Below are 22,125 nucleotides of genomic sequence, written 5' to 3'. Positions count from 1 at the left end.
GGTTGTTGTCCAATAGAGGCTCAGCATAAAACTCGCCCATATATTTCTTCCATATCAACTTGCCCGTTTTAGTACTTTTACAGGCAAGGCTGTCAAAGGGAAAATCTTCTCTTATCTTTCTGTACTCAATCTGATTGACATAGAGCTTCTGCTTTCCCTGCACTACCGGCTGGATGCCCTGGGGGTAAACAAGATATTCTTCATTTCCATCAAATGGTGCATAGCCAGAACTGGAATTCAAAAACTCATTGTTTTTTATGCCCTTTTGCTGAACCCCCGTTTCTTTATTAATATAAACAAAATGCTCGTCGCCTAATCTTGCTTGTGTACGTCTGCTAATCATATTGGCGCCGGCAATGAGAACCGGTGAGGAGGAACGTGGCCCGTAATAACGCGTTCTAAGCCCATTGCCTTTTGGTATGGATTTCCAAATATAATCTCCTGTTTCTGTATCTATACAGTATGCCAGATAGGATACTCCCGGTGAACCTACATAGGCTCTACCCTTATCGAATGCAGGACGGGTGAGCCACATATGTGGAGTTGGATACTTCCAGTGAACTTCTCCCTTCATTGGTCCAGGTTCGGTGGTTGCTGCGGTTAATTGGGGATCTCCTCGAAGAGAAGACCAGTTTATAATCTCGCCATTATTGTCTGACAGATCACGGTTCAGTTCAACAATATATTGATCCTTGTCTTTTGAGAAATCCGTCCACATCTCTTCCAGCATATTGTAGCGGTAATCAATTTCTACAGCTGTTTCAGGGCTATATTCACTTGCTTTCAGTATATATCTACCATTCTCATCAACATCGTTGTAAAAGTAGTGAGCTTTTTCCTTATACTTTTGTGGATCAATAACAACATCCGCTCCGTAAAACATCATGAACCGCATCCATAAAGATAATGTATTAACACGTACATCAAAATTTTCAGAATCAGTTGGTGATACCATGACTTCCTTTCTAACACGGTCTATGTCAGGTTCTCCAAACGGAATAAACTCCTTGTCGAAAGAACATGATAATAGTGCCATCAATAATGCAATAAAAGTCAAGTAATAAAGTGGTTTTAGGTTTTTCATTATTTCTGTTTAATTATAATGTGTGTTTTATTAATTTAATATGATACCTATAAAGGGTTGATTTAGGTTAATTAGTAGTTCCGTTTTAATAAGTTATGCTAATTGTCTATTCTCGGATCATTCAATAGCATATAAATATCCTCCTCCACTCAAAATATAAGCCCGGCCTCTATAAAGAGCAGGTGTTGCTTCTAACAAGCCGCCGGCCATTTTAACCCTGAATAGACAGTCTGTTGTTCCGTCACCATTCCCTTTCTCTTTAAATGCAAAAAAGTAAGGGTTTACACCTGATCCACAGTAAACGTAGCCATTATTTCCAACGACTGGTCCAGTAATACCGGAGGCACCTTTAACAGTCCAATTTTTCTTCCCTGTTTTATCATCTAATGCTATTAATTGTCCATCCCAAATTGAAACAAACCATTGCCCATTATGATATGCTGGTGTACCATTGGTATGACCTATAATTTCAGGTCTCCACAATACTTCAGAAGTTTCTGCATCTATAACTTTAATACCTGTGCCTCCGCTACCACCCCCCGGACAGAGTATTTTGCCATCAAATCCGACGGCCACGCCAGAGTCGGAACCTCCACCCTGAAATTTCCAAACCAGCTTCCCTGTTCTCTTCTCAAATTTATACAAGTGTGAATCCCATCCCCCAAAATATACATATTCCCCCATAACCAAAGGTTCACTGCAAACCGATCGGTCTATGCGGAAACGCCAGATTATATTTCCATTATTAGCATCCAGACAATTAAAATAACCATCAATACCTGGAATGAATACTAAGCCATCAGAAACCGAGGCGGAACCCCAATCCCATCCAATATCCTGCTTCCATATGAGTTCACCTGTTTTAGCATTAAGACAATAAAAATCATCCTCTCCTCCTTGCTGGCCGACATAAATTTTGTCATTATCAAATACTGGAGCTCCTGATATGGCCGCCCCCATCTCGAATTTCCATATCTCTTTACCATTATCGGCATCCATAGCATAAACAAAACGAGAAGGTGTTCCGATGAATACTTTCCCTTCAGCTGCAGTTACTTTAGACTGGTAATAACCCCCGCCTGCTATCTGATCGGTTAGTATTCTGTAACCATCTTTTTGATGAAATCCTTTGAGAATACTAAATCTCCATAAAACATCACCATTTTTGGTGTTAATACAATAACTGTAAAGATCAGAATCATTCAGTATAAGTTTATCCCCTGAAAGGGCAAGATCGGCATAAACCCAGTGGTCTCCAATACGTTTTGTCCATACCTCTTTTGGTTCTTTACCACTGAAATCAATATTATATAAATCGCCGTTCATAGAAGCAAAATAGACGTTGGCTTCTGTTGCCACTGGGCAGGCACGAACCCAATCGCTGGATGCATATTTAAAAATAAGTTTACCACTAGAAGCATCGAGACAATATAGATGCTTATCCGCAGAACCTATAAAAATACGATTACCTGATACTAATGGCGTTGAGAAATGGCGGAATGATTCCGCAATAGGATTTTCAACCGTATATTTCCATACAAGATCTCCGTTCATCTTGTTGAGACAATACACAACTCCATCATTAGCGCCAAAATAAACCTGTTTCGTATCTGTTGCTACTTTTCGGTTTACTGCATCATCTGCTTTAAACTTCCAGTTTATGACCGTCTCCTTTGACATGGCGATCTGATTGCTTCTTTCCTTCTCTAAATCAGACCCATATGCTTTAAAAGAATATACATAACCGTCGTTGGTTCCTACAAACACTTCGTCATCATCCAACAATGGCTCTGCAAATGTTGACCCTATACTGATGTCCCTTAATTGTTTTCCGGTTTTAGTATCTTTACAAATGATACGACTAAATCCTCGTGCTTTAGGAGGTCTAGCTTCAATATCATTATCTGAAAAAGGAAAAACCATGTATTTTTCATTAGCAGCAAGGGGAGCATAACCGGCCCTGTAATCAATTTGACCGGAATATGTTTTTCTTTCCAATTCCCAATTACTTTTATTGATATATGCCACCTCCATTGCATTTGATTTGCTCCCCATTTCGCGCATAAGTACATAATCCTTCAGCACAACAGGTGTTGAAGCATAAGCTGGAGTACCATAAGCTCTGCCTCCAAGTTGTTTCACAGTGTTTATTGCTTCACCAGAATTAATATCAAGAGTAAATAGAATATTATGTATCCCGGGAGATGCTAAGTAAACTTTATTCCCGTTTATAACAGGCTTTGACTCCCATGCAAGACCCACAGGAAACCTCCATGCAATTCTTCCATAAACGGGGCCATCATTTCCGTTAAAACCTTCATTCGTAAGTGTCCCTTGGTAATTAGGCCAAGACTTTTCATTTTTTACCGGTGGAATTACACTTTTATGGTCAGGCACAAGGGGCATTAATCCTTTCCAAGGGTCTTCAATAATTTCATTTTGTATCGAATCGAGAATCAAATATCCCTTGTCAATCAATTTCGAATATCTGTTAATTTCTTGTTGTTTTTCCTTCTCGTTCCTTATTGCTTCAATATTTTTTGGTCTGAAGATTTCAGCAGGAATTCTACCAGTAGTAATAGCGCCTTGTTGCTGTAGGGAACTTCCCCATTGCATTAACATTACTCCTCGCGATTTATAGTTGCTTGCGTCGGTAGGATGAAGTTTAATTTCTTTGCGAATCTGGTCAATTTCGTCGTCCCCACTTTGATATTTAAGGACAACGTTTTCCTGTGCATTTGTTATTGAACTTGTAAGTCCTAAAAAAAAAACAAATGAAAATACGGCTAAAGATATTGAGATTATTTTGTTGAAAATTATCTGAATTTTTAATTCTACATTCATTCAATTCATTTTTTCACTGGTTTTTAATGTCTCTAGGCTAACTTAATGTAACTTTTTTTTAAAAACCATGTTTATTCATTAACATTATTACACGTGTACTGCAAATATATTATTATTATTTTATCATGCAAACTTATTTATAATAATATTATGTTCGATACGGATATTTTTTGCCCAATTTTAGTCCAAACCGTGATAAATCATTCTAATTATTTCGTTCTAAATAGGCATATCTCTGTAGATATCTACTCATTGATGTATTGACATTTATTTTCTATTGAATAGATGCGTTAAAAGAAATTGAGCTTCTGTATTTTAACACTTGAAATTAGTGAAGAACTCCAACAAAAATAATGTATGTAGCAGAACTCAATGAAAAATATTTTATCTATGTTAAATAGTTTAAAAAATGTCAGATCAATCTAAAACTTAGCCAAATAAATGATTCTTAAGGACCACGATTAGTATATTTAAGCAACAAATACCTTTATCTATTTTCAATATACATCGGATAATTCTGATAGACTATCATTATTTAAGATCCCTTTTATTTTAAGTTACCGACGCGTAAAAAAATATAAGGATAAGACTTAATAATGAACATACAGAAATGGATTTATTATTACACGTGTAATTATTGTTGTATGTTTGCAATGATCAATTTAATTATAACATCATGTTAAAAAATATATTTACTGGTATCATTTTAATTCTTACTATAGCATTACAAAAAGGACATTCACAGGAAAAAAGTCCTAATATCATATTTATCCTTGTGGATGATATGGGCTATTATGATTTAACCTGTTATGGAGCCGATGAAATTCAAACCACCCGATTAGACCAATTAGCGGAGGAAGGCATTCGATTGACTGATTATTATGCAGCTGCTCCCATTTGCAGTCCTTCTCGAGCTGGATTACTCACAGGTTGCTATCCAAGAAGAGTAGGTAATAATGTGTGGGTTCATCGTCCAGATTCTAATTATGGATTGAACCCAGATGAACTAACAATGGCTGAATTATTTAAACAAAACGGTTATAAAACAGCTTGTATTGGAAAATGGCATCTTGGATTTGAAGGGCCGCTTTTGCCCAGACAACAGGGTTTTGATCATTATTATGGACTTCTACATAATTTAGATTCCTATGAAACCATATTTTATAAAGATGAAGGGGGTATTCCTATAATCAGTGACGGGGAAGTCGTTGAACGCCCTGCCGATCCTGCAAAATTAACAAGGATGTATACGGAAGAGGCAATTAATTGGATCAAATCCAATGTTAAAGGGGGGAGATCGGGCTTAAAAAAAGAATCTGAACCATTCTTTCTTTATCTTCCACATACGATGCTGCATTCTCCTATTGGTGTTAGTAAGCCTTTTATTGGAACTTCTAATTGGGGAGAATATGGTGATGCCATACATGAGTTAGATTATCATACCGGACGTCTTATGAATACTCTCAAGGATCTTGGTATTGAAAATAATACTATTGTGATTTTTGCATCGGACAATGGCCGTGGACCAGGCAGGAACCAAGGTCAACCCATACGAGGTAGAAAATTAGAAACATTAGAAGGGGGTCTTCGAGTACCATGCATTGTATGGGGACCTGGACTCGGAATTCAAAATGGCGTAAATTCACCTGTCATGACAACTGCTATGGACTGGTACCCAACGCTAGCGTCACTTGCCGGTATCAAAATCCCTGAGAATATTGTCATGGATGGTCGCGATCTTAGCAGTTTGATCACAGGAAAAACCGATAAAATATCTTTTTCGCAAGAAAACTCACTTAATGCAACAATACCTTTAAGGCGGTATTGGAATCCTTCACTTGAATGGGACAAAACCATTGATAAGGAAGAATATTTGAATGCTTTTTTCTATCATGGTGTTTTGGGTGAATTAGCAGCAGTTAGGTCAGGAAAATGGAAACTACAACTCAATCCTGAACCGATTCTCTATAATCTTGAAACAGATCCAGGGGAAAGATCACCTGTACAAGATAAAGTTCTCATTTGGAAATTACGAGGAATGGCTGTGATGTTCCAGGAAGAAATGCGGCTTTTCTCCAGACCTGCGGGCCAGGTTTCGACAAATTCATTTAGATCTCAAGTACCAATTATTAAAAATTAAAATAAAGATTAATTCAAAATGAGTGAAGCTTGAACGAAACATGAGGAATTAGCATTTTTAGTAGATGAAAAAAAACTAATTTCACTCTTGAATTTGTACAATGACTATTAGCATGGTTTAAGATATTACGCAAGATGCATTTATCAAGACTTGGGAATTTCATTTTAGACTAAAAAGTGCACATATTTATTAAACCAAATGATTATTATCTTAAAAAAGGGAAGCTAACCACTCCCCTTTAAGCTACTAATCTCATCGCTGATTTTCCTCTTTACAAACTTACTTTAACTATCAATTACTTGCATTGATTGCATTAACTACATTACTAATTTTTTGCTTTACCACTTTAGCATAGCTATCCTGGGTAATCTTTAAACTAGAATGGCCCCATAATTCACTCACAATCTCCATCGGCACATCATTATAAAGTAACACAGTGCTTGCAAAAGTCCTTCTGGCCATATGGGTGGTTAGCTTTTTATCCAAGCCTATTATAGCACCTATTTCCTTTAGATAAGAATTATATCTTTGGTTACTTATCCTTGGAAAGACATGGCCTTCTTGATTGTAGTGTTCTAAGATTTCCAAAGCTTTAGGTAATATTGGTATTGACAGTCCTTTAGCTGTCTTCTCACGCAACATTTCTATCCACAGATTACCATCAAATCCTTTAATAATATGCTTCCTCTCTAGATTCATAAGCTCTCTATAAGGTAATCCGGTATAACATGAGAAAATAAATAAATCCTGAACCAATTTTAATCTAGGCTGTTTAAACCCATGGTTGTCTAACTTCTCCAATTCCTCTGGTGTTAAATAGGTCATTTCCTTTTTAACATGCTTAGCTCTGAATAACAGAAATGGATCCTTCTCCAAGAAATTTTCAGCAACTGCTACCTTGACCACTTTTCTAAATCGTTGGATCTTTTTATTAATGGTCACCTGCTTAATCTGCTGCTGTGTTTTGAAATAATAGTCCAATTCTGTTAGAAAGTTAGCCTTTAGCTCTTTTAAAGGAATATCATTGGTCTTAAACTTCCATTTAATAAACCTTTTCACATCCTCCTTTATGTAGTAAAACTTATCCCATGTAACCTCCTTGATATCAATTCCTATAAGGGTTTTTAGCCGTTTTAAGTAACGTTCAAAGAACTCCATGACTTTGTACTGTTTCTCTATTTTTTCGCCTTTATAGGTCTTATAAATGTCTTCTACGGTAAAGTCTTTCTCCTGAACTTGCAGCATTAAAAAAGCCTGGCTAAGTTTGGTCTTAATCAGGCTTAATTGTGTGTTCTTTAATTCCGCATCTGGTTCTGGTGGCTCAACATATTGTTGTTTGCTATTCCAGTTTTTAGGATTGATGGATATTCCCGTAGAGAATTGTTTTCTAGACTTATTGAATGTTATTCTACAGATTAAACTTGCATTGTTATCTTTCCTAGTCCTACTAGAAGTAATTACAAATAGTATATTTAGCTTATTCATTTTATTAAATTTTTTAGATTGATTAATTGAAGTTGAAAAACTGCAACCTTTTTAGTTTAGATTGCAACCTTATTTGCAACCTTTTTTAAGAAAAACCTTGGCAAGTTTACCTGCCTTTGGTAGGTTGGCATTTTAAGGACAAAATGCACATAATGCATACAATGCAGTTATTTATAATGTGTAGCTCAGTTTATTGCATAAAAAAAGCACCTACAAATTGTAAGTGCTTCTGTTATTTGCTCCCCGTATTATTGTTTTGTCGAACCTACAACACCTTTATCCGTGACTTCATCAAAATAATTGATTTCGAAAAATCAATACCTTAATAGTTCATCATTTGTCAAGGTGTTAAATGTGTGGGTGGGTGGTAGTAATTAATATTATTAAATAAGTGGAATATTTCTAATTTGTAATGAGCTATTGATTATAGAAGTCATTATTCTATTAATGGTAAAGGTTAATCCCTATTCACTAGTAGTTTCTAATGCGTCATACGTTTGTTCGTAATAGAACGAAAATCAAAACACTAAATTGAACAAAAAAACAATATCAAAAATTTAGATTAAATTAGTTCAAATCCTCTTTTAAATTTTAAATCAAAAAGCTCCAATTTATCTAAAGACTTACATTACCTAAAATAGCAATTGCCTTTATATACATTGGTTCCCACAGCCGATCATACAACATACAAAAAGCTAGCTGATCTGCATTTTTAATTCGTTCCATCAGTACTTTTTTTGATGTTTTGTTGTAAATATTTTTTACAAAAACTTGTTTTCAGCTAGAAAATCTAAACTCCTGATTTACTTATGCCCCCATCAATTAAACGCCATATTACAAATGGATTATTATTTTTTAAGGCATCTGGCAATAAAAATTGAGGATAATTTTGAAAACAAACAGGTCTTACAAAACGTTTCATGGCATTAGTCCCTACAGATGTTGACTGTGGTGCAGTTGTAGCTGGATAAGGCCCTCCATGAACCATAGAATTACACACCTCCACTCCTGTTGGAAATCCATTTATTAAAACACGACCAACTTTTAATTCTAAAATATCGAAAAGTTCTTTGTATTCTTCTAAATCTTTATCCGTTCCATGCACTGTTGCTGTTAAATGACCTTCTAGGTTTCTAGCAATTTCAAATATTTCTTCTTTTGAATTTGCCTCAACCAATATACTTGTTGGTCCAAAATTCTCTTCAGACAATGATTTATTATTTATAAAATTTTCAATAGAGGTTTTAAATACTTTAGAGGTAGCAGTTGTAGTACCTCCATTTAATCCTGAGGCAAAGAGTTCAACCTCACCAATCTGTAATGTGCTTTCTATACCACTATTATATGCTTTTAACATATCTGGTGTTAACATGGTTGCTCCCGGTACTTTACTAATACCATTACCTAATTGACTGTAAAATTTATCTGTGCTTTCAGATTTTTGAATAAATAATAACCCCGGCTTAGTACAAAACTGACCAACTCCAATTGTTATAGATCCTACCATACCTTCAGCAATTTTATCTCCACTTTCTTTAAGGGCAGCTGGTAAAATAAACACTGGATTTGTGCTCCCCATTTCTGCAAATACAGGAATTGGCTCTAGCCTTGCGTTAGCATAATTAAACAATGCTTTACCTCCTCCATATGACCCTGTAAATCCAACAGCTTTTATCTCTGGGTGCTTTACTAAATCTTCCCCTACCTTTCTTGAGTTTCCATGTATTAATGAAAAAGTTCCGTCTGGCATTCTACATTTTTTTACTGCTTTTAAAATGGCAGTAGCAACTAACTCAGCAGTCCCGGGGTGTGCTTTATGTCCTTTAACCACAACCGGACATCCTGCTGCTAATGCTGAAGCTGTATCTCCACCTGCTGTTGAGAATGCAAGAGGAAAATTACTGGCTCCAAAAACTGCTATTGGCCCAAGTGGAATAAGCATATGCCTAATATCGGCCTTAGGAATTGGTATACGGTCTGGTATTGCCGTATCAATCCTAGCATCAACCCATGAACCTTCACGAACAACAGTTGCAAATAATTTTAACTGATTTACTGTTCTTACTCTTTCACCTTGTAAACGAGCCATTGGCAATGCGGTTTCTAAATGACATCTTTCAAGTAATGAATCTCCAAGATTCATTATCTCTTCTGCTATCTGATCCAAAAAATCAGCAATGCTGTTTTTGTCTTTTTTTCTGTAAATTTCAAATGCTTCAGTAGCCTTTTTCACGACTTCATTAATTTTCCCTATAGACGCATTTTGGAACGCGCCTTCTAAAGGTTTTTCAGTAGTGGCATTAATTGCATAAAAGGTATTATTCGTATTCATCTTTAAATTTTTTATCTATAATTTATTTTAATTCAGAAATTATTACATTCTTGAATCTAATGTCTCCTAAACCTACTACTTGTAATCCTATATATCTATCAAATCGCGAATCACTATGGGTATCATTGTTAGTAATTATAAATCCTGTTCTTCTTCAATACTTCCAACGAGTTCATTATTCGAAAAACCCCAATTAGCTGTCCCAATAGCGTACCAATCTTCTAAATTTTGTTAAAATAATCCTTCCTTATTCATGCAATAAGCAAGTATTAAAAACATAATTAAAACAAGGGATAAGTACTCAATTCTGTTTATTATTTTTATATTATTAAACAATTATATTTTCTATTAATACTATATCAACCTATTCTTCATCATCAACTCGTTTAACGCGCCAATAATTTGCTAAGGCTGAACCAGAAATATTCATCCATTTTCCAAAAACAATTGGAGCCAAAGCGGCATTTGCACTCCCTAATGCTTCTAGTGCTAGCCCCATACCCAATCCACCATTTTTCAATGCTACTTCTATAGAGAGCGTTCTACTATCTCTTTTTGAGAGACCAACTAGTCTACTGCATGAATAGCCCAAAATAAATCCAAATAAATTGTGAATAGCCGATGCTGCTACTAGAAATAAACCAACAACTAATAATTTATCCCGATTTAGAGCTACAACGATTGTAACAAAAAGAACAATTGAAAACATTGATAATGAGGGTAATATCTTATCCATCCAATTTTGAGGTCCATTAAAATATTTTACAATTAATTTAGTTAAAGAAACTATTGAGATAAGTGAAAGACCTAGTATCAACCCAGGCTTTATAACAGTTAATGATGTTAAAAATGGAACAGCCAATATTAAAAATACCATTAAGCCTGCCAATATAGCAACCGTCAATACATTGTGCTTCTTTTTAATCCAATCTGAATTTCCGTATAATATTTTATTACAAATTAATCCTGCAGCAATAGGTACAATGATTAGGTTAAAACTTGACAACATCATTTTAATAAACGAAATTTCAATCATTTCATTTGCTAAAAGTTTCATCAAGGCCGGAGTAACTATTGGTGTTACGAGTGTTGTAACCGTAGTCACACTAACAGACAACGCAACATTCCCTTTTGCCAAAAAGGCCATAACATTTGAAGAAGCCCCTCCAGGGCAACACCCAATTAAAATAACACCTATAGCGATATCAGGTGGGAAATTAAACAATTTGACTACGAATACACCTAATAATGGCATAATTCCAAAAGCCATTACAGTACCTGTTATTACCCCTTTAGGCTTAGACAATTCTTCTTTAAAATCACCAAAACTCAATTTAGTCCCCATTCCAAACATTATCAATTGAAGCATTGGAATAACAAGTATTTTAGTATTAAACCCCCAATCTGTAAACAAAAAAGGATAATACATAGCTGCAATTAAAAAGGCAAATACCCAAAAAGTAAACGACATACTTTTTAGCCTTTTATGTACATACCCATAAAGTGCCAAAACAATAAACAGTCCTAACATTGGGATTCCTGCGTTCTGAATACTTCCGATAAATAATTGATATACTGTCGTTATGAGAAAAACAAACAGAACAACTAAGATTAACTTTGACTTCATAAATATAACAGCAATATTTTTAATACAGTTAGGACAAATATATTGAAATAGTAAACTTAAAACCTAATAACTTGTTATATTTATTTACATGTTTAATTTATTAAATGCATTATTTGTGTTTTATTTCAATATATTTGCCTATAATATCAATTTTAAGGTTAATATAATTCATTATAACAATATGATGTAATGTAATTTTACATGATAAATTGAATTTCAAACTAATAATATATAATGCTGGAATCAACAAGAGAAAGATTAAAAAGGACAAGTACTCCTACTATTGCAACCTTACTTTATAAAATGGGGTTAAAAAATCAATTCATACAGGGTGTAAAACCTTTACGCACAGGAAAACCAAATATGGTGGGAGAAGCTTACACTTTGCGCTATATACCTGCAAGGGAAGATTTAAACCCAATCAACATATTTAGAGATCCAAAACATCCTCAACGAATAGCTGTAGAAGAATGTCCAGAAGGCTCTGTTTTAATAATGGATAGCAGAAAATCCGCCAGAGCAGCTTCTGCTGGATCTATCTTAGTTACTAGACTAATGGTTCGCGGTGCTGCTGGAATCGTTACAGATGGCGGGTTCAGAGATTCTGGTATAATTGCTAACTTACCGTTTCCTTCTTTTCACAAAACTCCTTCGGCTCCAACAAACTTAACACTGAATCAAGCCTTAGACATTAATGTCCCTATAGGATGTGGTGATGTTGCTGTTTTTCCAGGAGATATAATTGTTGGTGATGATGACGGAGTTATGGTAATACCAGCAAACGTTGCTGACCAAGTGGCTGAAGAAGCAAGTAAAATGGAATTATATGAGGCTTTTGTAACCGAAAAGGTAATGGAAGGTCGACCAGTTATTGGTTTATATCCTTTAACTTCGGAAGACAATATTAAAGATTTTGAAAGTTGGAAAGCATTGAAAGAGAAATAAATTCCTGCTTAAATTCACGATCAATGTCCATCTTTAAATATTATATTTTACTCTGTTTTAACACTCATGATTCGTTGCTTTATTTTTAACATGTGATATCGCATAGCAAATCGAGCTGCCTCTTGGTCTTGAATTTCAATAGCATCTATTATCCTTTGGTGCTCTTCTAATACTTGCTTATTTCTATTTGGAGAGATTTTACTTAAAACACTTTTTCTGGATAATTCTTGACCAATAGCCATAGTTTTACGTAATCCTATATGAAGGTTCTTTAATAATTGCACAAATAATTCATTATTTGTTGATTGGGCTATTCCAATATGAAACTCATAATCAGCTTGAATCGATAGATTTGACTCTTCAAAATCTTTCTGCATAGCTAACTGCGCTTTTTTAATTACCAATAACTGCTCCTGAGTTCTTCGTAACGCTGCAAGAGCAGCTGACTCTGCCTCTAGGGCAATCCTAACTTCATGGCTTTCTAATATATTTGAAACATCTTGATAAGACACAAACTTACTAAGATCCTTTAAATGGCTGTCTAAAACAAAGGTTCCTATACCTTTTTTTGTAATTACTAAATCTTCTTTTTGCAGTTTTAAAACTGCCTCTCTAACAACAGGTCTGGACACCTGAAAGGATTGACATAGTTCATTTTCTGAAGGAATTTTATCACCTTCTTTTAAGATTCCAGAAATAATCCAATCTATAAGTTGATCATGGAGTTGATCCGCAAGTTTAACATTATTTTTTGGATTTAGCTTTAAATCCATTTCTTATATAACATTATTAATCTAGTGTCTGCAATATACTAAAAGAATGAAAAGTAAAGCTAACCTTGAACATGTAATTATTAATTCATTCGAAATATAAACCTTTTAATACGTACTAGCTAGGTTATTTTTTAGCAATTGAGTGATTTTTGGATAATTGAAAGTGTCCTTGCTGATTCTTCTTTAAAACTTCCTATTTCATGAAACTGATTGGTAAAACCAGGGGAAGCCCATCCACCAATATCCTGACAATCTTTTACATCAAAATTAAGCGATTGTTTACCCTCTAAAAAAATTCCATCGTCTATAACAATTTTGAAATTTGAATCAGGAACTGTAATTGATGTATACATTAACTAGTTTACAGTTAAACAATTTTGAACTATTTCAAATCCGCCATTTGAAAATTGGTTAATTTCCTTTTACCCGCCATTAATACTCTGTCAACAGTAGTAGAATTGATCATCAGATCATTCTGATTTCCTTGCAATACTACCAATTCTACATTTGAGGTCTTCCACTCTTCAATCCAATTATTAACTTGAAATGCCAGTAATATCACGACCATGACTAATACAATCTCTCAAGTGGCATATAATATATTACTTGCCAAACTTAAATTTTGATAATAGTGGTTGGCGTATTTTACGAAAGAATGTAATCAAGGGTTGGCTGTATAGCGAATATCACTAAAGATTATAAAAAAACAGTCCAGATTATTGAAGAAAAAAACCACCCAATTTCTTGAGTGGTTTTCTATTTTGCTCCCCCTAATATTGTTTTATCGAACCATTTTAATGAGGAACTAATGAGGTTTGCTTCATTATAAGGTAATCATTTGTAGACATAATCTACCTGTCCTTTATAGAAAAACATACCACCCTCCATTTAGAAAGGTAGATTGTATGCTTTAATTTAAGTTTCTTATAATTCAACAGATACATACCTAATCGGAAATTCTGCGCCAACCCACAGCTAAACCATCCTTAACTTCCATTCCTACACCTTTAGCTTCAACTTTCTCATTGATTATCCAAGATACATCATAAAAGTCCCCAGCTTTTTCTATTACAAGGTCATACTCATCTGAAAACTTACCATTTTCATAAAAGTATCGTACGTGGTATTTGCCAGCATAACCTGTTGTTCGTGGCCCACCAGTGGCTAGTCCTGGTCCACTATATTTATTAGCATAGTTCCATCTTGCAAACAATGTACCTGGTGTATTTCCCTTTGTATACAGTACGAAACCAATATTTAAAGTCTCCTTGGCATTTGTGTTTGTGTCGTTTTGAGAATTAATCAAAGATGGAATTGCAAAGACTATTATCAGCAAATTAATTTGCAGTGAAATTTTAAAATGTTGTTTTCTCATTTGATTTGACATTTAGTTGGCCTTCTAAAGATAAGAAAATTAAATGCAGCCCGAATACAAAAAAAGACCTACATTTTCATGTAAGTCTTCAGTGAGTTGCTCCCCCTAATATTGTTTTGTCGAACCAATTTAATGAAGAACTATTGAAGTTTGCTTTATTTTCTGAAGAACTTAATCATAAGAAACTGGTTAGTAAACAAATGCGACTGCCCTTACAGGGGAACCATTGCCATTTTTAAATTTTAGAGGAAAACCTATAAAAATAATGTTCTCTTTATCTAGTAAAGCACCAACATTTTCTAAAGCTTCATAAAGAGGTATTTCGTTCTTAAAAATGTTATAATGATTGGGTATTAAATTTTCATTGCCCGTCAAACCTGCATTTATACCTTTATCAAATTGGCTCAAACTCTCTATGGACCATGCATCCGTTGCAATTGCTTTAACAGGTATCGATGTCAAATAATTGCAAGCTTCTACCGATAGATAGGGATAGGAAGGCAAGTCAATATCATTTTGAGGAGGTTTATAATTCGTATACAGAATAAAAATATCCTCTTTGGTCAATTCAAAATCTTTTAGAGAATCTAATGGAATGGGGACATTATTTTCATACTTTGAAGCATCAAAAATTTTAACAGGTCCTAATAATTTTGATAATTCATAATCTTCTATTGACTTCCCTAATGAATCAGTATGATTGGGGGCATCTAAATGAGCTCCACCATGATTGAATACTTCTATATATGAGTTTCTTATAAATGCTGGACTATCCATACCAACATCTCTAAATTCTGTTTCTCCCTTAAATCCCATTAACTCTATAGCAGCCTTCCCCCATAACTTAGTAGGTAAATCACTCGATATAACTGAACTTAAATCAATTATTTCTTTTGGTAAAACATTATCTGGGTTAAATTCCTTTTTTTCTTTTTTTGAGCATGCAATGAGTAATAAACCTAAAAAAATTAAAATGTATTTCATGACTTAATTTTTTAAGAAGTAGATACAATAAGTACGGTGATGATGGGGAATAATATCAATAAAATTAAGAATTTATAAACTAAAAATCCTTACTATTTCTAGTAAGGATTTTGATGGATTGCTCCCCCTAATATTATTTTGTCGAACCAATTTAGTGAGGAACTAATGAGATTTGCCTTATTTTATGGAGGCAAGGTGACAAGTCATTTTCTCCATAGGGAAGACATCAATTCTCGAACCAAATTTTAATTGAGTTTAAGATAGATTTATTGTACGTGCTTGCGTTCTGTCAATATTTAAATTTGCTATTCTTTCCTTATTTCATGTTCTAAGGCCATTATAATTTCATTGTTTAATTCATCCATCTGTTGAAAATTATTAATTAAATAGGACAGATGCAATTTTAATGCAACAAGTATTGATTTAAATTCGTCAGAGATATAATGTTCTTCGAGTTTGTGACTATTTATGATTTCAAACGAATGCAATTGATTATGAATATTTTGCTCATCATCAAATACATTCTCAAAATTATAAAGACCGTTTCTTTCTAAAAATGGACGTGTAAACCCTGTTTTATAATCATTATATTCTTCAATAGCAGAAATTATAAAGCCTCCCCTTAAACGATATCTCGTCATCAAGTCTCGGATATTTTTATTGGATATATGATTAAATGATTCTTGATAAATATCATTTATTTTAGGACGATAACCAATTGTAAATTGCAGATAATTATAAGATATGAGAGAATCATTATTGAATTTTCCTTTTATTTTCTTAGAGATTGCATAATTTATATCATGATTCTCCTTAGTGAAGTCAGTCCAGAATTTTAAAAATTCCGATTCTTTAGTAAAATCAGTAACCAACTTTTTGTAGAATTCGTGCTCGTTAACGAGGAATTTTCTTTGCTCATTCCAATTATTAATACTCAAAGCAATTAAAATACCAACAACCACCAGTACAATCTCACCAATAGCATAAAGTAAATACTTACTAAACCTATTCTGTGAGATTAGTTGTTGACGTATGTTGCGAAAGAATTTAATCATTGATTGTTGGTTAATCTTCTAAAGATACTGAAAATCTGAAGGAAACTTTTGGATACAAAAAAAGACCTACATTTTCATGTAAGTCTTCAGTGAGTTGCTCCCCCTAATATTGTTTTGTCGAACCATTTTAATGAGGAACTGAAGCGTTTTGCCTTACTTTATGAAGGCAAATATAAAAATAATAGTATCTTTCCCTAGCGGGAAAACTTGAATTATCGAACCAAAAAGCTATTATCAGTGACTTCTTAAAAATTATTGATTTTGAAAAATCAATGAGCAATTAAACCGTTTTCTGTGAAAGTAAACAATGTAGGGGTAATAAATACTATTAATATAATATACCGCATATATAGAATTATTTAATTAGTAATGGATTATAGCTATTATCATACTAAGTGCTTTTGTCATTAGGTTTTTGGTGTTGGCATTATATTCTTCTATTGCTGTTCGTTCCCAAAAGGTCTTATAATAACACCTAGGCTAAAAATAAAACCATCCGTTGGAGCATATATCTCTGGAAATTCAGGATTTTCGTGAGGCGGTAAAACCAATGGAGAAAACCTACTTTGTCTTCTGTCCGTAAAATTTTCAAAATTAACGAAAGCACTCCCAAATTTAAAGTTTCTTAGTAAAAGCAATCCCATTGTTACGAAGTCGGTGGTTTCGGTACCGTTCGATAAAAATTGTGTTCCTGTATAAAATGTTTCATATCCTATTCGCCATTTTTCAGATTCGTACATCAGCACACTTCCAGCATTGTGTTTTGCAGTCAGAGGCTTTTGGGGGTTACCTACTAAATAGTTCAATCGTGTGTCGATGAAGGCGTAATTTAAGAACCACCTGAAATCTTTGTATGTAAACTTAATATTGGTTTCCGCTCCCTTGCTTAAAATTTTGTCTGTGGCGTTTTCAAATTTATATAGCCCATTATTCGTGGAGTTTAACAAAAGTGCATTGTCAATAGCTGTGACATAGAACAATTGATTGATTGTAAATCCAATATTCTCAAATAATCGTGTTTGATAATTTATGTCAAAATTAACTCCAAAAGAGCGTTCAGCGTTTGTGGTTTCCTTATCTATTGGAAGCACATTTTCAAAGTTTATGTATTCTGCTTCTTCTGTAAAAATATCAGGGATTTTATATCCCCAACCACCACCTATTCTACTGGAAAACCCTTTATCGTTTTTATAAAGTAGTGAAATTCTTGGAAGTGGAAAAAAGCCAAAGTCATTATTATAATCAACTCTTAATCCTGTTTCTAAAATCCATTTATCTGAAATGTCATAAATATTATTAATAAATGCACCAAAGGTTACATCTTTTTGGTCACGTTGGAGAATGGCATTATCACTTTCATCAAATTTTGACGTATATAGGTTGGCCCCAAAAAGCCAATCTGCTTTTGAAGATTCTTTTTGATAAGTAACTTCTGTAAATGTATTTGTTTGTGTACCATCAAAAAGGAAATCTGAAATCGTTAGATTTCTATCGAAAAAAGAAATGCTATTCTTAATGTTCAAAGAGCTTATGGAATTTATTTCCGTTTTATAAAAGGCTTGACTACTGATTCTTTTTGATATATTCTCTTCTGTATATTGGTGCATTCCATTTTCACCATTTTCAATTTTTGTAATATCTCCACCAATTCTGTCGTCATAGGTTCCGTTTAAACCAATCCAAATCGTGGTTTTTTCAGATGGATAATAAAATAGTTTTGGGTTAATAGAAATGGATTTAGTTTTAGGCAGATTGCTAAATCCATCATCTTCTGGGTCATAAGCTTTTTGATAGTGGCCAGAACCATAAAGAGAAACACCAAATTTTTCTTTTCTTTCACTGTAGAATACATTTGCTGTACTTCCCAATGCATGTGTTTGGGTTAACATGATATCCAAAGCTGGTTCTTCATTTGGTGTTTTTGATACCATATTTACTAGTCCTGCAATCGCTCCACCACCATACAATGTTGAGGCACTTCCTTTGATAATTTCAAATTGTTTCAAATCCAAAGGAGGAATTTGCAGAATACTTAAACCACTCGAAAAACCTCCATAAAGCGGGAATCCGTCTCTTAAAAGTTGCGTATAACGCCCATCAAGACCTTGTATTCTAATGTTTGTATTACCACTACTCAATGAAGTTTGTTGCATTTGTATTCCAGTACTTTCACGAAGTACCATAGAAATATTGGTTGGGTTCATCATTGCTTTTTCGCTCAATTCCTCTACTCCAATAAATTCTATTCTTGTTGGGATTTTCTTAACGGTTCGAGTGCTTCTTGATGATTGTATTACAACTTCATCCAATTCGTTTTCTACACTTTGTAATTTGATAATCATGGCCGAACTACTTGGAATTTGAATAAATGTTTTTAAGGTTTCAAAACCCAAATATGAAATGACGACATAATGTCGTCCATCTGGAATTTCGGTAAAGGTCACAGTTCCATCAAAATCGGTTACTGCTCCTCTTCCTAATGCTTCAAAATAGACTGTCGCTCCTATTAAAGGTTCACTTTCAGATGCTGAAACCACTTGTATTTGTATATCAGATATTTGTGCTTTTGCATAAAAGCACATTGTAATTGTGAGCATTACGCTCAAAATGTATTTATTCATTGAAAATATATAATTGATTAACTAAATAATTCTTTGAAATTTTCTTCTTTTATTAGCTAATCAATTGTGGCGGTTGCCAGATATTGTATTGAAAATTAAATCTATAGATTGATATATGAACAGATACCATTTCTCTTAAAATTTGGTTTTTTAAACCTAAATTGAAAGTTGCAAGAGGTTGGTATGTAATAACTGTACCACAACAATTACAAATGCAAGTTAAAGCACAAGTATCATCACTATCATTTTGGTGATTGTGATTAGTGCTTATTTCGTCTCGGTATTGGTCTTCGGTATTATTTCCGTCAGAACAAGGTATTATTGTTAAAACAAGAACTATCAGCGATAATATTATTGCTATTCCTTTCATAAGTTATTTCAAAGTTACTAAAATGCAATTTATCTACAATTATAATTATTATTGTACTTGTAAAAGCATGGCCATTTATATTTCAGTATTTCTTTTTAGCACTTTTCTGACCTTCAACACGGTTGTTGTGGACTTACCAGTGATTTCAGCCACTTCTCTAACTGTAAGCCCTTTATTTAGCTTTTTAACGATAACGGGGTGACGTTCTAAGAGCCTTGAAGTTGATTGAACAGAGCCAAGCTTACGTCCTCTAAATTTTCCAGAGGCACGGGCAATTTGAATTCCTTCAGCGGTGCGCTCTTTAATTATGTTACGTTGCATCTCTGCAATGGACCCCATTAATGATACCACAATCTTGGCAGTTGGATTTTCTTTACCATCCTTGGTCAAGGTCTCAAATCCTTCCTTAATAGACTTCAGGTTAACGCCATTAGCTGTAAATCGCTCAATAGTCCTCAAAATATCAATGAGATTCCGTCCCAATCTATCAATACTATCAACAACTATTGTTGGTCTTCCGTCACGGTTCTCGGTAACACTATCAAAAAGCTTAGACGCTTCAGGACGCTCAAGAAACGGAACGTTACCTTGAATCTTATCTACATATAAATTTTCAGGATTGAATCCTGTATGCTGTTTGAAATTTGAAACCTGTCTGCTGGTGTTCTGCGATACCGTTGAAACTCTTGAATAAAAATAATACATGGTCTTAAACTTATATCATCAAAGATAATGTATTATTTTTAGACTCACAATTATTTTAATACATTACCTGGTATTTTATTGCGTTATAATGAAGATTAATGTGACATTTTTTGAGTATAGTCTAATTTTAACACAAACAACAACGGTAACGGTCTAATTAGAAAATTTATTAGCTCAATATTATTTACTGACCCACTTGAAGAACTTCACAAGAAGATATCCTAGCAACCAAATAAGATTGAATCCCAGTGATAACAACAAACCAATTACTCCTATGGTATCTTGAAATGATGGTCTATTAGATTCACGCTGCGCTTCATTTACTGCTTTGACCCAGTGACGTGCTTCTTGTGAATACCTGGTAAGGGTCGTGGAACTGTTATCATTTGGTCGCCAGATAAATTGGGCTTCTCTTTCTGCTTGCGTTGGCATAATTATTAGATTTATTGTTTACAACAAGATACGATAATTACATGCCACAACCTCATAAATTCCTGGTTTTCCAGGTGTTAGGAGATAAATCTATCCCAATCAATCTTAGACCATTGAAGCCTATCTGACTTTCGTGGCGGTGGTGTTACAGTTGGTTTCAGGCTCGGTTTTGATTTCTTTGGTGGCTCAGATGGTGAAGGTTTGAGAGATGGCAGAACTGGAGTGTTCTTGGCCCCTTTCATAAACGCCACGACCAGACCTTCCCTATCCCTAAACGCACTCTGTCTAAGAGTGCCGCAGTACTTAGATTTCATATTATAGACCCCATGACCTTTGATGAAACCGATATAGGTCCCAGAAAGGTCATATAGGTCTCGGAAGCTTAACCAACCAACTGTTTTGCCTTGGTTGTTATAAATTGATTGCATTTTTTATATTTTTTAATTAGTTCACCATCTTCCTCTAAGTTATTGCCTAGTAGGTCCCAATACAATCCATTCTGATTATTTTTTACTTCTTTGCATATGTAGAATATGGCCGCCAATTCCATATCATATCGTTGAATATCAATGATGCCGACTGACTCCAGTTCTTTCATCAAATCTCTAATTTGATAGAGTTTCATATCAGACTTGAGGACGAAGTGATTATGGTTCCCATTGCTAACGGAAAAATTCTCGGTTGTGTAGAACATTCTAGTATCACCAGAACTTCTGGATTCTATTTCTTCATAAAGTTCATTCATTAGAATACGGCACTCTTCTTTGTCTTTGGGATTTTTATAGGTAATTGTGCTGAAAAATTCCCAGCTCAGAAAAGATAGATGATGTTCTAATGTATCGTAGCGTTGCATACATTCAATAGTATTGGACAAGCTTCTATTACGCTGAATCAGTTCAAATAGTTGTGGTGACGTAAACTCAGACATCATCTTAAAACTGTACTTATACGGTTTGCTCTTCATCTTAAACCAATCAAGGTAGGGGTATTCATTTAATAGCTTATCACGTCTTCTCTCTAAGGTTCGTGTTGATATCTTGCAGATATCGCTAAATTCTTTGGCAGTATACCAGTTCTTTAATTTCATATCAATTCTAATTTTACTTTAGGGCGCAATGACCCAATACAAGAATTCTTGTAGTTATCATCTTAACCATACGACATAAGTCAATAAAATCAAGTCTTTTAGAGATATTTTCAAGATTATTTTATGGCGACATTTGTCGTAATAATTTTGGAAGTGAAAATCTCCTTTCTAAATAAATATCACTCCGATAGGCAAAAAGTTGACAAATGTTACTCATAGAGGACGGAGAATACGTTAGCAACGTCCAATAACATCATCAAATCACT

The 22,125-nt window shown here is 34.2% G+C and carries 19 protein-coding genes; 2 read left to right on the top strand and 17 right to left on the bottom strand.

What is annotated here, in order from left to right; genetic code table 11:
• On the bottom strand, positions 1 to 1,084 hold a 1,084-nt coding region (locus tag MR054_RS12820; protein WP_242158226.1), incomplete at its 3' end, for a hypothetical protein.
• Between the two features lie 117 nt (positions 1,085 to 1,201).
• Positions 1,202 to 3,928, bottom strand: a complete 2,727-nt coding sequence (locus MR054_RS12815) for an outer membrane protein assembly factor BamB family protein (protein ID WP_242158224.1) — start codon at positions 3,926 to 3,928, stop codon at positions 1,202 to 1,204.
• A gap of 676 nt (positions 3,929 to 4,604) precedes the next feature.
• Between MR054_RS12815 and MR054_RS12810 the strand changes: the two genes are divergently transcribed.
• A complete protein-coding gene (locus MR054_RS12810; RefSeq protein WP_242158223.1) occupies positions 4,605 to 6,068 on the top strand; it encodes a sulfatase family protein in 1,464 nt (487 codons plus the stop codon).
• Between the two features lie 291 nt (positions 6,069 to 6,359).
• Here MR054_RS12810 and MR054_RS12805 read toward each other — a convergent pair whose 3' ends face one another.
• From MR054_RS12805 to MR054_RS12795, 3 genes are all read right to left on the bottom strand, one after another.
• Entirely contained in the window at positions 6,360 to 7,553 is a 1,194-nt protein-coding gene (locus MR054_RS12805) for a site-specific integrase (protein ID WP_242158222.1), read from the bottom strand.
• A 790-nt stretch (positions 7,554 to 8,343) separates the two neighbouring features.
• Positions 8,344 to 9,885: an aldehyde dehydrogenase (NADP(+)) gene (locus MR054_RS12800; RefSeq protein ID WP_242158221.1), complete on the bottom strand. Its 1,542-nt coding sequence runs from the start codon at positions 9,883 to 9,885 to the stop codon at positions 8,344 to 8,346.
• Between the two features lie 364 nt (positions 9,886 to 10,249).
• Positions 10,250 to 11,512, bottom strand: coding sequence for a bile acid:sodium symporter family protein (locus tag MR054_RS12795; RefSeq protein ID WP_242158220.1), 1,263 nt, complete (start codon positions 11,510 to 11,512; stop codon positions 10,250 to 10,252).
• Positions 11,513 to 11,746: 234 nt separating this feature from the next.
• Between MR054_RS12795 and MR054_RS12790 the strand changes: the two genes are divergently transcribed.
• The gene (locus MR054_RS12790; protein ID WP_242158219.1) at positions 11,747 to 12,457 is read left to right on the top strand and encodes a ribonuclease activity regulator RraA; all 711 of its coding nucleotides are present in this window, start codon (positions 11,747 to 11,749) and stop codon (positions 12,455 to 12,457) included.
• 47 nt (positions 12,458 to 12,504) lie between these two features.
• Here MR054_RS12790 and MR054_RS12785 read toward each other — a convergent pair whose 3' ends face one another.
• The 12 genes from MR054_RS12785 to MR054_RS12740 all read right to left on the bottom strand — a co-directional run bounded on the left by MR054_RS12785 (position 12,505) and on the right by MR054_RS12740 (position 21,736).
• Positions 12,505 to 13,230: a FadR/GntR family transcriptional regulator gene (locus MR054_RS12785; protein WP_242158218.1), complete on the bottom strand. Its 726-nt coding sequence runs from the start codon at positions 13,228 to 13,230 to the stop codon at positions 12,505 to 12,507.
• Positions 13,231 to 13,361: 131 nt separating this feature from the next.
• Positions 13,362 to 13,583, bottom strand: a complete 222-nt coding sequence (locus MR054_RS12780) for a hypothetical protein (RefSeq protein ID WP_242158217.1) — start codon at positions 13,581 to 13,583, stop codon at positions 13,362 to 13,364.
• A gap of 29 nt (positions 13,584 to 13,612) precedes the next feature.
• Positions 13,613 to 13,810, bottom strand: coding sequence for a DUF6090 family protein (locus tag MR054_RS12775; protein ID WP_338081526.1), 198 nt, complete (start codon positions 13,808 to 13,810; stop codon positions 13,613 to 13,615).
• Between the two features lie 366 nt (positions 13,811 to 14,176).
• Complete coding sequence (locus MR054_RS12770; RefSeq protein WP_242158213.1) at positions 14,177 to 14,605, bottom strand: hypothetical protein; 429 nt, start codon at positions 14,603 to 14,605, stop codon at positions 14,177 to 14,179.
• 189 nt (positions 14,606 to 14,794) lie between these two features.
• Positions 14,795 to 15,589 (bottom strand): cyclase family protein, encoded by a 795-nt coding sequence (locus tag MR054_RS12765; RefSeq protein WP_242158211.1) that lies wholly within the window; start codon positions 15,587 to 15,589, stop codon positions 14,795 to 14,797.
• 305 nt (positions 15,590 to 15,894) lie between these two features.
• Positions 15,895 to 16,644 carry a DUF6090 family protein gene (locus MR054_RS12760; protein ID WP_242158210.1) on the bottom strand — a complete coding sequence of 250 codons (750 nt, stop codon included), beginning with the start codon at positions 16,642 to 16,644 and terminating at the stop codon, positions 15,895 to 15,897.
• Between the two features lie 437 nt (positions 16,645 to 17,081).
• Positions 17,082 to 19,241: a TonB-dependent receptor gene (locus tag MR054_RS12755; RefSeq protein WP_242158209.1), complete on the bottom strand. Its 2,160-nt coding sequence runs from the start codon at positions 19,239 to 19,241 to the stop codon at positions 17,082 to 17,084.
• Positions 19,242 to 19,317: 76 nt separating this feature from the next.
• Positions 19,318 to 19,635 carry a DUF6660 family protein gene (locus MR054_RS16745; protein WP_338081525.1) on the bottom strand — a complete coding sequence of 106 codons (318 nt, stop codon included), beginning with the start codon at positions 19,633 to 19,635 and terminating at the stop codon, positions 19,318 to 19,320.
• 75 nt (positions 19,636 to 19,710) lie between these two features.
• Complete coding sequence (locus MR054_RS12750; RefSeq protein WP_242158208.1) at positions 19,711 to 20,340, bottom strand: recombinase family protein; 630 nt, start codon at positions 20,338 to 20,340, stop codon at positions 19,711 to 19,713.
• 180 nt (positions 20,341 to 20,520) lie between these two features.
• A complete protein-coding gene (locus tag MR054_RS12745) occupies positions 20,521 to 20,772 on the bottom strand; it encodes a hypothetical protein (RefSeq protein ID WP_242158207.1) in 252 nt (83 codons plus the stop codon).
• Positions 20,773 to 20,849: 77 nt separating this feature from the next.
• The gene (locus MR054_RS16820) at positions 20,850 to 21,200 is read right to left on the bottom strand and encodes a 4-fold beta flower protein (protein ID WP_420868344.1); all 351 of its coding nucleotides are present in this window, start codon (positions 21,198 to 21,200) and stop codon (positions 20,850 to 20,852) included.
• Positions 21,155 to 21,736 (bottom strand): hypothetical protein, encoded by a 582-nt coding sequence (locus MR054_RS12740; protein WP_242158206.1) that lies wholly within the window; start codon positions 21,734 to 21,736, stop codon positions 21,155 to 21,157. Before MR054_RS12740 ends, MR054_RS16820 begins: the two co-directional genes overlap by 46 nt.
• Between the last annotated feature and the right edge of the window lie 389 nt (positions 21,737 to 22,125).

It is taken from the genome of Aestuariivivens sediminis, assembly GCF_022662105.1.
Lineage (GTDB): Bacteria > Bacteroidota > Bacteroidia > Flavobacteriales > Flavobacteriaceae > Aestuariivivens > Aestuariivivens sediminis.
This window is presented reverse-complemented; position numbering and strand designations above follow the sequence as displayed.